The organism is Bacillus sp. FSL W8-0848, from assembly GCF_038007805.1.
GTDB classification, from domain to species: domain Bacteria; phylum Bacillota; class Bacilli; order Bacillales; family Bacillaceae; genus Bacillus; species Bacillus glycinifermentans.
Genome location: NZ_JBBOYB010000001.1, coordinates 3,362,746 through 3,376,435, shown reverse-complemented (window position 1 = coordinate 3,376,435; position 13,690 = coordinate 3,362,746). Strand labels below are relative to the sequence as shown.

Annotated in this window: 11 protein-coding genes; 10 read left to right on the top strand and 1 reads right to left on the bottom strand. The window is 48.5% G+C overall.

From position 1 onward, the window contains the following. Positions 1-40: 40 nt before the first annotated feature. The 5 genes from NSQ39_RS17910 (at position 41) to uvrA (ending at position 7,000) form a co-directional block, all read left to right on the top strand. The gene (locus tag NSQ39_RS17910; protein ID WP_046129499.1) at positions 41-1,210 is read left to right on the top strand and encodes a PDZ domain-containing protein; all 1,170 of its coding nucleotides are present in this window, start codon (positions 41-43) and stop codon (positions 1,208-1,210) included. An 88-nt stretch (positions 1,211-1,298) separates the two neighbouring features. Then, entirely contained in the window at positions 1,299-1,592 is a 294-nt protein-coding gene (locus tag NSQ39_RS17905; protein ID WP_046129471.1) for a DUF5316 domain-containing protein, read from the top strand. Between the two features lie 124 nt (positions 1,593-1,716). Next, entirely contained in the window at positions 1,717-1,950 is a 234-nt protein-coding gene (locus tag NSQ39_RS17900; RefSeq protein WP_046129472.1) for a CsbA family protein, read from the top strand. 183 nt (positions 1,951-2,133) lie between these two features. After that, positions 2,134-4,119: an excinuclease ABC subunit UvrB gene (gene uvrB, locus NSQ39_RS17895; RefSeq protein WP_046129473.1), complete on the top strand. Its 1,986-nt coding sequence runs from the start codon at positions 2,134-2,136 to the stop codon at positions 4,117-4,119. 7 nt (positions 4,120-4,126) lie between these two features. Then, the gene (uvrA, locus tag NSQ39_RS17890) at positions 4,127-7,000 is read left to right on the top strand and encodes an excinuclease ABC subunit UvrA (RefSeq protein WP_046129474.1); all 2,874 of its coding nucleotides are present in this window, start codon (positions 4,127-4,129) and stop codon (positions 6,998-7,000) included. Between the two features lie 91 nt (positions 7,001-7,091). Here uvrA and NSQ39_RS17885 read toward each other — a convergent pair whose 3' ends face one another. Next, positions 7,092-7,322 (bottom strand): hypothetical protein, encoded by a 231-nt coding sequence (locus NSQ39_RS17885; protein WP_046129475.1) that lies wholly within the window; start codon positions 7,320-7,322, stop codon positions 7,092-7,094. Positions 7,323-7,542: 220 nt separating this feature from the next. On the opposite strand from NSQ39_RS17885, the gene NSQ39_RS17880 reads away from it, so the two are divergent. The 5 genes from NSQ39_RS17880 to NSQ39_RS17860 all read left to right on the top strand — a co-directional run bounded on the left by NSQ39_RS17880 (position 7,543) and on the right by NSQ39_RS17860 (position 13,679). Further along, positions 7,543-7,869, top strand: a complete 327-nt coding sequence (locus tag NSQ39_RS17880) for a membrane protein (RefSeq protein ID WP_046129476.1) — start codon at positions 7,543-7,545, stop codon at positions 7,867-7,869. Between the two features lie 24 nt (positions 7,870-7,893). Next, positions 7,894-8,988, top strand: a complete 1,095-nt coding sequence (locus NSQ39_RS17875; protein ID WP_046129477.1) for a DUF4097 family beta strand repeat-containing protein — start codon at positions 7,894-7,896, stop codon at positions 8,986-8,988. Between the two features lie 4 nt (positions 8,989-8,992). Next, complete coding sequence (locus tag NSQ39_RS17870; protein WP_046129478.1) at positions 8,993-9,190, top strand: PspC domain-containing protein; 198 nt, start codon at positions 8,993-8,995, stop codon at positions 9,188-9,190. After that, on the top strand, positions 9,191-9,553 hold the full coding sequence (locus NSQ39_RS17865) for a phage holin family protein (RefSeq protein ID WP_046129479.1): 363 nt from the start codon (positions 9,191-9,193) through the stop codon (positions 9,551-9,553). Between the two features lie 85 nt (positions 9,554-9,638). Further along, positions 9,639-13,679, top strand: a complete 4,041-nt coding sequence (locus tag NSQ39_RS17860) for a metallophosphoesterase (RefSeq protein WP_175075785.1) — start codon at positions 9,639-9,641, stop codon at positions 13,677-13,679. Positions 13,680-13,690 lie beyond the last annotated feature (11 nt).

Genomic DNA, 13,690 nt, shown 5'->3' with positions numbered 1-13,690 from the left:
AGCTGAAGATACTTTAATTGAACTTTTAAAAGGAGCAGGTATGTTCTTTTTGCATCCGCTCTTCTATTTAATGATGATCATGAGTCTTGCCTACGGCTATGCCCGTATCAAACGTGAAAGAAAGACATTTCAGACGCGCATTGAAGATATACATGATGAATTCAAGTTTACATATTCTAAAGGGCTTTTGGCGGGAATCCTCTTGTCCATTGCCACTTTTGGCTTAGGCATCTCGCTTCCGCTCGGAATGCTCATTTTGATAGCGGCTGCGACTGCGATCTTTGCTTTGACATTCAGACAGAGCCTGCTGTCTTCGGCTTATACGCTTGGGGTGAGCATCGTCATCGGCTGCTGTGTCGTTTATTTCTATCCGGAAGCGGCGGATGCCGTTCTTCCGCAGCTGTCCCTTGCAAATTGGTCAGCGGCGGCGGTATTGCTCGGTCTTCTTTTAATAACAGAAGGCATACTGGCATACAAAACGGCTCATGTCCGGACGTCTCCGTCGATCGTAATGAGCAAGAGGGGGCTGCCGATCGGACAGCAAATCGCCGGCCGGACATGGCTTCTGCCATTGTTTATTCTGATTCCGGGCGACGCGATCCAATCCTCTGTTCCCTGGTGGCCCGTTTTGACGTTCAACGGAGACGCCTTTCAGTTATTGTGGATTCCGTATATCATCGGTTTCGGCCAGCGGGTGCAGGGATCGCTTCCAAGCGAAAGCATCAAGATTACGGCGAAGCGCGTCAGCATTCTCGGGGTCATCACATTGCTGATTGCAGCCGGGAGTATATGGTGGCCGCCGCTTGCCGTCGCAGCAGCGGGAGCCGCTATAGCAGGAAGGGCTTTTTTAACATGGAAACAGCGGGTGAACGACAATTCCGCGCCTTTCTATTTTTCAAAAAGGGATCAGGGACTGATGGTCCTCGGCATCATTCCAAACACGCCGGCGGCCGATCTGGGCCTTCAGATTGGCGAGATTATTACGAAGGTCAACGGTGTAGAAGTGAAAAATGTGGCGGAGTTTTATGAAGCTTTGCAAAAAAACCGCGCCTTTTTCAAGCTTGAGGTGGTCGGTTTGAACAATGAAGTTCGTTTTGAGCAAAGGGCTTCATACGAAGGTGAGCATCATGAACTCGGGATTATCTTCGTGAAAGAGGAGGGGCTGCCTTCCGAACATTCCGAGGCTGCAGCATCTGCTGAAACCTTTTAGCATATTCTTTTGAAGAAAGCGTCATCGTCCGGCGCTTTTTCTTTTGTTTAAAGGATTTGTATATCGTGAGAAAAGGAGAATGAGAAAGATGAAGACGGCTTTTCTAACCGGTGTTGCTGTTTGCCTTGTTTCAATCGTGATTTCGTTTGCGGCGGAGGACTGGACATTGGTTTTCAAAATTTCGGGCACGGCCGGCCTCGGCGCGGGTCTTCTTTCCGCTTTATTTTCAGGCGCATTCGTCAGCGGGGACCGCTTCAGGGGAAATCACCACTCGGAAACAGAGGAGCACAGAAGGGCAAATCGCAAGATGACGAACGCCCTTGCGTTTTTCGCGATTCCGAATCTGCTGGCGGCCGGTGTTTCGTTCTTTTTTGCGTTTTAACGGGCTTTGTTTCGAATAGCGCCGCATGAAGGTGGGTATGATAATGAAGTGAGTGTCTTGGTTTGTCCGTTTCTTTGTTCTTTAATATAATCAAATAAGATCAAGAAACGTGAGGAGGGTTTTTGTGTTTACAAAAGCCGTTTTTGCACTAATTTTTCCTTTCTTGCTTGTCTTGTTTTTTACAAGGGTGACGTATAACCATTATGTAGGCATCGCCCTTACAGCCGCTTTATTGTTCGCCTCATATCTGAAAGGCTACACGGAAACCTTTTTTATCGTTGGACTCGATATTGTCTCCCTCGTGGCCGGAGCGCTGTATGCCGCCAAAAAAGCGGCCGAAAAGAAGGAAGAATCATAGAACCCGTTTGGATGATTGCCGTTTGAACCCTGCTTTTGAAGATAAAAGGAGGGGTTTTTTGATAGATGGGAAACGGCGGAAGACGCAGAAAAATACGAAAACCGAACTTTAGTTCGTATTTTTTTGTTGGATGTGTTAAAATAATATAACAGGAAGATTTCGTAAGGAAACGGAGGCTTTTTTGTGAAAGACCGCTTTGAATTAGTCTCAAATTATCAGCCCCAGGGAGATCAGCCGAAGGCGATCGAACAGCTTGTGGGAGGCATACGGGAAGGCAAAAAGCATCAGACGCTTCTGGGTGCGACAGGTACAGGGAAGACGTTCACCATTTCAAATGTGATTCAAGAGGTCAATAAACCGACCCTCGTCATCGCCCACAACAAAACGCTTGCCGGACAGCTGTACAGCGAGTTTAAGGAGTTTTTCCCCAACAACGCAGTCGAGTATTTTGTGAGCTATTACGATTACTATCAGCCTGAGGCGTATGTTCCGCAGACTGATACGTTTATAGAAAAAGACGCCAGCATTAATGATGAAATAGATAAATTAAGGCACTCGGCCACATCGGCGCTTTTCGAACGCAAAGATGTCATCATCGTGGCGAGTGTTTCTTGTATTTACGGTTTGGGTTCGCCTGAGGAATACAGAGAACTCGTGCTCTCGCTGAGAACGGAAATGGAAATCGAGCGAAACGAGCTTCTCAGAAAGCTCGTCGATATCCAGTATGCGCGCAATGACATCGATTTCCAGCGCGGAACGTTCAGGGTGCGCGGGGATGTCGTCGAAATCTTTCCGGCTTCAAGGGATGAGCACTGCATCCGGGTCGAATTTTTCGGCGACGAAATCGAGAGGATCAGGGAAGTTGACGCACTGACGGGCGAAATTTTGGGTGAGCGCGAACATATCGCAATTTTTCCGGCTTCCCACTTCGTCACCCGTGAAGAAAAAATGAAAAAAGCGATTTTGAACATTGAGGCGGAGCTTGAAGAGCGGCTCAAGGTTCTGCGCGGCGAAGGCAAGCTTCTCGAGGCTCAGCGCCTGGAGCAGCGCACAAAATACGATCTGGAAATGATGCGGGAAATGGGCTTCTGCTCGGGGATCGAGAACTATTCGCGGCATTTGACGCTCCGTCCGGCGGGCTCCACCCCGTATACGCTCCTCGATTATTTTCCGGATGACTTTCTGATGGTCATCGATGAGTCGCATGTCACCATTCCGCAGGTCAGGGGAATGTATAACGGCGACCAGGCGAGAAAACAGGTGCTCGTCGACCACGGGTTCCGGCTTCCGTCGGCTTTGGACAACAGGCCGCTGAAGTTTGAGGAGTTTGAAAAACACATTCATAACATCGTGTATGTATCAGCGACACCGGGCCCTTATGAGATTGAGCATACCCCTGAAATGGTCGAGCAGATCATCAGGCCGACCGGGCTGCTTGATCCGATCATCGATGTAAGGCCGATCGAAGGGCAGATCGATGATCTCATCGGCGAAATCAGACAGAGAATCGACCGGAACGAGCGCGTTCTCGTCACAACGCTGACGAAAAAAATGTCAGAGGATTTGACGGATTATCTGAAGGAGATCGGAATAAAGGTTACATACCTGCATTCCGAGATCAAAACGCTTGAACGGATCGAAATCATCCGCGATCTCCGTCTCGGCAAGCATGATGTCCTTGTCGGCATCAACCTGTTAAGGGAAGGTTTGGACATTCCGGAGGTTTCGCTCGTTGCGATACTGGATGCCGATAAAGAAGGCTTCCTCCGCTCTGAGCGCTCCCTGATCCAAACGATCGGCCGGGCGGCAAGGAACGCCGACGGGCGGGTCATTATGTACGCGGATAAAATCACGAATTCCATGGAGATCGCGATCAATGAGACGAAGCGCCGCCGCGAGCAGCAGGAAGCATTTAACCGGAAACACGGCATTACGCCGAAAACGATCAACAAAAAAATCCGCGACGTCATCCGCGCAACCTATGCGGCTGAGGAGCAGGAAGAATATAAAGTAAAAGAGGAACCGAAGCTTTCGAAATTGACGAAGAAAGAGCGGGAAAAAGTGATCGCGCAGATGGAGCACGATATGAAGGAAGCCGCAAAAGCGCTTGACTTCGAACGCGCCGCCGAGCTTCGGGACTTACTTCTAGAGCTAAAATCGGAAGGGTGAATAGAGTATGGCAATGGAACGAATAGAGGTGAAAGGAGCAAGGGCCCATAACCTGAAAAACATCGACGTCTCCATCCCCCGGGATAAGCTTGTCGTTCTGACGGGCCTGTCAGGGTCAGGGAAGTCCTCTCTTGCGTTTGACACGATTTATGCTGAGGGGCAAAGACGCTATGTCGAGTCTCTTTCCGCATATGCCCGCCAGTTTTTAGGGCAGATGGACAAACCGGATGTGGATGCGATCGAGGGCCTGTCACCGGCTATCAGCATCGACCAGAAAACGACGAGCCGCAACCCCCGCTCAACGGTCGGAACGGTAACGGAAATCTATGATTATCTGCGCCTCTTGTATGCCAGAATCGGAAAGCCGGTCTGTCCGGTCCACGGCATCGAAATTACGTCACAGACGATTGAACAGATGACAGACCGGATTTTGGAATATCCGGAGCGCACGAAGATTCAAGTGCTTGCACCGGTCGTATCAGGACGAAAGGGAGCGCACGTCAAAGTCCTCGATCAGATCAGAAAGCAGGGCTATGTGAGAGTCCGGATCGACGGGGAGATGAACGACCTTTCAGAAGATATCGAGCTTGAAAAAAACAAAAAGCATTCGATTGAAGTCGTTGTCGATCGTATCGTCGTCAAAGAAGGTGTGACAGCGCGTCTTTCTGATTCGCTTGAAACAGCGCTCCGCCTCGGCGAAGGACGGGTTATTATCGATGTCATCGGCCAGGAGGAGCTGCTTTTCAGCGAGCACCACGCCTGCCCGCACTGCGGATTTTCGATCGGTGAGCTTGAGCCGAGAATGTTTTCCTTTAACAGTCCGTTCGGCGCCTGCCCAAGCTGCGACGGTCTCGGGGCCAAGCTTGAGGTCGACGTCGATCTCGTCATTCCGAACCATGAGCTGACGCTTAAAGACCACGCGATCGCACCTTGGGAGCCGACGAGTTCGCAATACTATCCAAAGCTTTTGGAAGCGGTGTGCAGCCATTACGGAATCGATATGGACGTGCCGGTTAAAGAGCTGCCGAAGCACCATCTTGACAAAATCCTTTACGGCAGCGACGGCGAGCAGATATATTTCAGATATGAAAATGATTTCGGCCAGATTCGCGAAAATTACATTGAGTTTGAAGGCGTCATCCGCAATGTCGAAAGGCGCTATAAAGAAACGGGTTCCGACTACATCCGTGAACAGATGGAAAAATACATGGCCAATCAGCCTTGTCCTACATGCAAAGGATACCGCCTGAAAAAAGAAGCCCTGGCAGTGCTGATTGACGGCCTTCACATCGGAAAGATCACGGACATGTCCGTGGCAAACGGACTTGAGTTTTTCCGCAGTTTGCAGCTTTCCGAAAAAGATATGCAGATTGCCAATCTGATTTTGCGGGAAATTGAGGAAAGGCTCGGATTTTTAAATAATGTCGGCCTTGATTATTTGACGCTCAGCCGGGCGGCAGGCACGCTTTCCGGCGGAGAAGCGCAGCGGATCCGACTTGCCACGCAGATCGGCTCAAGGCTGACCGGTGTGCTTTATATCCTTGATGAACCGTCAATCGGCCTTCATCAACGGGACAACGACCGCCTGATTGACACGATGAAAAACATGAGGGATATCGGCAACACGCTGATTGTCGTCGAACACGATGAAGATACGATGCTTGCCGCCGACTATTTAATCGATATCGGGCCGGGAGCGGGCGTCCACGGAGGCGAAGTGATTTCAGCGGGAACCCCTGAAGAAGTCATGAATGATGACAAGTCATTGACAGGGCAGTACCTCTCAGGGAAAAAGTTCATTCCTCTGCCTGCTGAACGGAGAAAGCCGGACGGCCGTTTCATCGAAGTGAAAGGGGCAAAGGAAAACAACCTGAAAAACGTTTCCGTGAAGTTTCCGCTTGGCGTGTTCACCGCCGTCACGGGTGTTTCCGGATCGGGCAAAAGTACGCTCGTCAATGAAATTCTCCACAAAACGCTTGCCCAAAAGCTGCATCGTGCAAAGACAAAGCCTGGAGAAGTCAAGGAAATCAAAGGAGTCGAGCATCTTGATAAGGTGATTGACATCGATCAGTCGCCGATCGGCCGGACGCCCCGGTCAAACCCCGCCACATATACAGGCGTGTTTGACGATATACGAGATGTGTTTGCCCAGACGAACGAAGCCAAAGTCAGAGGGTACAAAAAAGGCCGCTTCAGCTTCAACGTGAAAGGCGGACGCTGTGAAGCATGCAAAGGCGACGGCATCATTAAAATTGAAATGCATTTTCTGCCGGATGTGTATGTGCCATGCGAAGTCTGCCACGGCAAACGGTACAACCGGGAGACGCTGCAGGTGACGTACAAAGGAAAAAATATCGCCGATGTGCTTGAAATGACGGTCGAAAATGCAGTTCAGTTTTTTGAAAACATACCGAAGATTAAGCGCAAGCTTCAAACCCTCTATGATGTCGGCCTCGGCTACATCACGCTGGGCCAGCCTGCGACGACGCTTTCCGGCGGAGAGGCGCAGCGCGTCAAGCTGGCATCTGAGCTGCACCGCCGGTCAACAGGAAGATCCCTTTACATTTTGGACGAGCCGACTACCGGTCTGCATGTCGATGATATCGCAAGGCTTTTGACCGTCCTTCAGCGCCTGGTTGATAACGGTGATACCGTGCTTGTCATCGAGCACAATCTCGATGTGATCAAGGCGGCCGATTACTTGATTGATTTAGGGCCTGAAGGAGGGGAAGGCGGCGGAAACATTGTTGCCTCCGGACCGCCTGAAGACGTGATCAAGGTCGAAGCTTCCTATACAGGACGTTATTTAAAGCCGGTGATTGAACGCGACAAAAACAGAATGAAAAAACGGCTTCAGGAAAAAGAAGCCGTCAGACCATAGCAATCGAGGCTGCCGACGCAACGTCGGCAGCTTTTTAGAATATAGAAAAAGCCGCGGCTTGGCGGGAAAACGGTCCGTCAGCCGGGATGACCTACTCTTTTTTCTGCCCGAGGATTTGTTTCACCGCTTCCATCAGACTGTTGGTGATATGTGTGCTGCTGCTGAGCAACACTTTCAGATAGCGGATATCATTCGAAAGCGGAGTCGCGAAGTTAACCGATTCCAAGTGATTAATGATACCTTGGTTGATCCTTTTTTGTTCCTGAATCAGTTCAAAAAGCTTCGGGGTGTATGGCCCATGTTCCTCCGGTCTTTGTTTCATGACGCCGCCTCCTTTTCTTTACTGGGCTTTCCCCATATTGTAAAGGGTTATAAAAAAAGAATCTATTCATAAAATCTAAAAAAATCATTTTGCGAAGATTGACGCATGCCCATCGAATGAAATTGAAACGAAACGGCCAAGATACACGTAGACTTGAGTATAATGACATTGTACATTGGACTTAAGAAGAGGATCTGTTTAGGTCAGGAGAGTGATGTGAGTGACACGAAACAACGCGCTGATTGCTGCAATTTGTTATTTTAGCGTTTTTTTTGCCCCGCTTATTTTGCCTATCGCCGCGTATTTTATAACAGATGATCAAGAAACGAAAAAGCATGCGATGCGCTCGCTTATTTCGCATATCATTCCGTTTATCAGCGTGGTGATATTGGCTGCAGGCGCAATAAGCGGAACGGTTATATTTAATGATGGCGGATTTTTAGCGTTTTTTTCTGTTTTTGGAGGCATCATTTTTTTCGTGGTCATCAGCTTGATAATTGCGATTTGGAACGTGGTCCAAGGGATTAAGATGCTGACGCGGGTTTAAAAAGAAGGAGAACGGGGGATTTTCATGAAAAATGAAAAAGAACGGATTTTACAATTGGTTGAAGAAGGGAAGCTTTCCGCAAAAGAAGCGCTGATCCTGATCGAAAAACTTGAGGAAGACTATAAGGAAAAAGAAAGCAAGATCACGGCATTATCCGAGAATGTCATCGATTCAGACCAATTTTTTAACGAAAAGAAAAAAGATCCGAAGCCTTCGATCGGTTCCAAGCTGTTTGAATGGATCGATACCGCCGTTAAGAAAGTAAAAGAAGTCGATCTTGATTTGAATTTTGGGCAATCATTCGAAGTCCAGCATATTTTTCAGTTTAAAGATACGGATTTTTCAACGCTGGACGTTCAGCTCGCCAACGGCAGCGTCAATCTCGTCCCGTGGACAGACCCTGACGTGCGCGTTGAGTGCCAGGCGAAAGTGTACCGTGCCGAAGATCAGGATGAAGCGAGACGGGCTTTTCTCGAGCATATAGAATGCGGCGTCGAAGGCGAGAGATTTTCGGTCCGTACGGAGAAAAAAACGATGAAGACCAATCTGACCGTCTATATTCCAGACAAGGAATACGGTAAAATCCGTTTCAAGCTGTTTAATGGTCCGATCAGGGGGGAACATTTAAACGTAAAAGAGCTTTCGGCGAAAACGACAAACGGTATTTTGTCGTTTTCCGGGCTGACTGCAGGCAAAGCTGCACTGGAAACAGCCAACGGGCAGATCAAACTGGCAGATCATGAATGCGGCGAGATTGAAGCGGAAACGATTAACGGGTTGATCGATGTGAAAGGATCGTGCGAGGCTCTTGATTTGCAGAGCTTTAACGGCAATATTGCCGCGACAGTCAGGAGTCCGCACTGCCGCTCGGTTTATGTGAAAACAACCACAGGCAGCATCGAATTGAATGTGCCCCGCGACTGCGCCGTGACAGCCGAGCTGAAAAGCAATCTCGGTTCCCTGTCAAACGCCCTGTCCGACGCGGAAATCCTTAAAGAAAAAAATGAAACGATACAGAAGGAAATGCATATTAAAGCCAATCAAAATCATGATCACAGCATGACGGTATTTTTAGAATCAAAAACTGGATCGATTCATCTAAATCATACACAGGAGTGATACAATGAAAAGGCTATTTCGATCCGAAAAAGACAGAAAGATTGCCGGAGTCGTCGGGGGTCTGGCTGAGTATTTTAACATGGACGCCGCACTGCTGCGAATCATCACGGTCTTATTGTTTATTTTTTCGACGGGAATTCCCGTGCTGCTGATTTATATCGTCTGGGTGTTTGTAGTTCCGAATGAAGGAGACGTTAAGTAGATGATAAGATGGATTATAAGCGTTCTTGTCAACGCTTTGCTGCTAATTGTAATTGCCGGTTATTTTGACTCGGTTCACGTTGGAAGCGTCGGCGCCGCCATTATGGCGAGTTTGGTTTTATCGATTTTGAATGTCATTGTGAAGCCGGTGCTGATTATTCTCACGCTGCCTGTCACGGTTGTTACGCTCGGTTTATTTTTATTTGTGATTAATGCCGTTACATTGTATATGACGGCAGCGATTATGGGGGACAGCTTTAACCTGGACGGCTTTGGAACAGCTATATTTGCATCGATTGTCCTGTCGGTTTTCCACCTGCTGATCCAAAAAGCGATCATCGAACCGATGATGACAAGAAAATAAAAACGAAGAGCCTGACATGTTCAGGCTTCTTTTTTTGCTTCATAAAAAAGGCGTGACAAGGCAAAATACGAAAGGGAGGTAGACGATGAAAAAGAACAGAAACCGCCAAACCCTTTTGTTGATTGTCACAGCGTGTCTTTTGGTTTTGCCGGTGTCAGCCGCTGATGCAGGTGAAGCACTGCCGGCAAATGCCTCAAACTCTCCTGTTATAAGGCATACGCCCGTAGAAAAAGGGAAGAAGGGGGAGGATCTGCTTTTTACCGCAAAGGCGGCTGCCGACACCGTTATCCTTTATTACAAGCAAAATGAAGAATTGCCGTTTCGGGCGGTGCCGATGGAGATAATCCCGGGCAAAAAGGAAAGCTACATTGCTAAAATTAACAGCACCATGTTAACGTCCGACAAGGTCGTTTATTATATTGAAGCACAAGCTGGCGATCATTATGCCAGAACGGATTTGTACACGATCGATGTGAACGGGTTTCTGGCCGACATACAAAAGCTGCCTGAGCTTTTGATTACCGAAATGGTCGTCGATTCGGCCAATGTCGGCGGCAAGGACGGATACGAATTTATCGAGGTTTATAACAATACAACAAAGCCTATTCATTTGAACGGCTACAACATCAGATACAGACATCCTGAAAAGGGAAAGGAGTCTGATGCGCTCTGGCCTTTTGAACAGGAAGATATCAGGATTCCTTCCGGTAAAACGCATGTGTTTTGGTTGAAAAACGAAGCGAACGCACATCTAACCGCGGCCGATTTTAACCGCTATTACGGTGTTCATCTTCAAGAAGGCAGAACGCTTTCCGGATTGAAAGGCGGCATGGCCAACATGGCATCAAGGGATCTGGTTATCACAACGGACAGCGGGGATGAGATTGCTGCCGCACATTACCGCCATGAACCAGGCCGGACTGACGTGGTTAAAAACAAGGCGATTCTTTATAAGTACCCGATTGACGGATCGAAGCAAATGGCGAAAATATCGAGCGGGGAGACGAAACCCTCTCCAGGTTCGCTTTTAAGGGAGCAGACGCCGTCGGAAATGGTTACCGTCCTCCCAGATAGAGAAAAGCCCCGAATCAGGGATCTGACCGTCCATCAGCCTGTAAAGCCCGGGGAGGCAATACAGCTCCTCGCCGAGATAAAGGACAATAAACGGGTCAAAAAAGCGCAGTTTTTTTACAGAATGAACGATGATGAGCCTTTTACAGAAGTAAGCGTCGAAAAAAGCCAAACAGACGGCCTTTATCGGCATAACATTTTTTTTGCAGAATTTATCGGCAAGGAAAAGCTTGAGTATTATATAAAAGCCAGTGATGGGTCTAACGCGGTTACCGGGGAAAAGAAAACGATCTCTCTCGAGCAAAGCTTTTTAAAAGGGCTCAGGTTGAATGTAGAGGAGCGCGGCACGGTTTCAGGGAACGTGCTGCTGAAAGCTACATCAGAAAGGCCGCCTGAGGAGACGGTCATCCGGATTGACGGGAAAGAGCAGAAACCGGCGGGTACAGCCCTTGAAAAGACGGCTTACTTCGCCTTTGACGCTAACAAAACCAACCTTTATTTTAAAAATGCGGTGACGATCGGAAAGCGGGTTCACAAAATATTTGACGATACACACCAACGATATACGACGATCACCGTACCGATTGCGTCTGAGGAATTTTCAAAGGGCAAACCCTTTTCGATTAAAGTCCGTTCAGGTACTAAATCGTCTCCGTTTCAACAATCCTCCGCTGAAAACCGGGACGATTTTTTGTTGAAAAACCCGCGTCTGGTCTTGGGGGACGGTACGGTCATCCGCGATGAGCGCTATCGTGATCCGAAAACTGAGCTCCGTGTCGGAGACAATCGCGATGCACGGGAATGGTACGAATTTCGTTTTTCCCTTGAGGACGGCTGTTTTAAGGCACTTGCCTTTCAGTGGAATACAAAAGCCTGGAAAGAGGGCTGGCATACGGTTGAAGCGGAGAACAGGGAGGAAAAAGTAAAACGGAAGGTCATGGTCGACAACAGCGGCCCTCTCATAAAAGCTTCCGTGAAAGACGGCAAAACGTATAAAGGTGCTTTTACGCTTGACGCGGATATTCATGATAAGCGAAGCGGCATCAAAGAAATCAAAGCGTTTCTCGACGGTAAAGCGATTTCTTTGCCTCATGGTGCAACATCCGCAGAGCTTGCCCCAGGCAAGCATGTTTTTAAAATAAAGGCAGCCGATGGAGCGGGCAATGCGTCCGTTACAAAAAAGGTGTTTCACGTTAAAAAAGAACAGCCGGAAAAACCCGAAAAAGTAAAGGCTCCGACCGGCAGTACACAGGCTGACCTGGCCGTTCGCGTCAAAGATCCGACAAAAGACAGAATGAAGGTTTCTTTTTATCGTGGTTATCAATATACAGTAAAAGACGATGAACATGTAAACGTATCTACGTACGGTAGCGAGACGGAGCCGCCAAGGGGCTTTGCCCCCGGCGGGGAAAAACCGCTGTCAAAAAAGGAGAAAAGCAGCATGGCCGCAGTTGACGGACGAGGCTTTGAAACCGTCTCAACAACCCGGTTCCCGTATCACCGCTTCGATGTGAAAATCGATGAACAAGTCGATGAGAACGATCAAGCGGAAGTGACATGGCGTGGAAGCTCCCTCCCGGGGAGAAGGGTGTCCATGTTTGCCTGGAACTATAACAAACACCGATGGGATGCGCTTGTTTATCATATCGCAAAAGACAGCAGGAACTTTACGCTCAAAGGAAGCATAAAGATGGCCGACCATGTCCGCAAATCCAGGGCAAGCATCATCATCCAGGATCAGATCCAGCTTTCCCACGACGACTATACGTTTATCTGGATGTCTGACACTCAATATTACGCGGAAAGCTATCCGCACATTTTTGAAAAGCAGGTGAACTGGATCGCCGAGCAGAAGGACAGGCTGAACATTCAATATGTCTTTCATACAGGGGATATTGTCGATGAAGCGGACCAGCCCGCTCAATGGAAGCGGGCCGACCAATTTATGAAGGTGCTCGATGACCGCCGGGTGCCGTACGGAGTTCTCGCCGGCAATCACGATGTCAGCCATAAAAGCCGCTCCTATCTGCGGTACGGCAAATACTTCGGCGAACGGCGCTTTAAAAACAAGCCGTTTTACGGGGGCTCCTATTTGAATAATAAAGGGCATTACGATTTAATTTCGTGCGGGGGCAATGACTATATCATGATCTTCATGGGCTGGGGAATCGGAGCGAAAGAACTGCGGTGGATGGATGAGGTGCTGAAAATGCATCCGGACCGAAAAGCGATCTTGTCGTTTCACGAATATTTGCTCGTCAGCGGCAATAGGAGCCCGATCGGCGACAGGATCTTTGAGCATGTCATCAAGCCGAACAAAAACGTAATCGCTGTATTAAGCGGCCATTATCACAGCTCGAATTTGAAAGTCGACAAGCTTGATGATGACGGTGACGGACACACTGACCGGAACGTATATCAAATGCTCGCGGATTATCAAGGCGGGCCGGAAGGCGGGCAAGGCTATTTAAGGATTTTTCATGTCGATCCGAAACGGGACACGATTCATGTCAAAACATATTCGCCATACCTTGATGATTATCATTTTTATAATCCGGAGCAATACGGAGCAAAAGACGAATTCAGCATTAAAACCGATCTAAAGCCGCGCCGGAAAAAAGTAAAAACCGACTACTTTGAGCTGAATGTTTTTTCTGATCAGCAAATCGGCCAGACGAAGAAGATCAGAAGCGGAAAAACGGCATCGGTAACATGGGATCAATTAAAGCCGAACACCAGCTATTTCTGGTATGCTGAGGCTTTTGACAAATACGGCGGAAAAAGCCGGTCTGACATTTGGAAATTCACGACGAAACAAGAAGATATGAAGCCGTTTTCAAGTGGTAAAGGGTCAGAGTGGCCTGCTTCCGCACACCATAGAAACATGTCGGACAGTTCTGCAACAAAACCACCACCGGGAGCCGCCCGCGCGGTATGCGAAGCGGGACTCCCTTCCTTGATCAATGTCTTAAAAAACCGGCTTCCGATTGCCGAAATTGGATTTTTGCTGGCTGTATACACGATTTTTGGCCGTAAAAAGCACTTGTTTTCCTAGCGGAAGGCAGG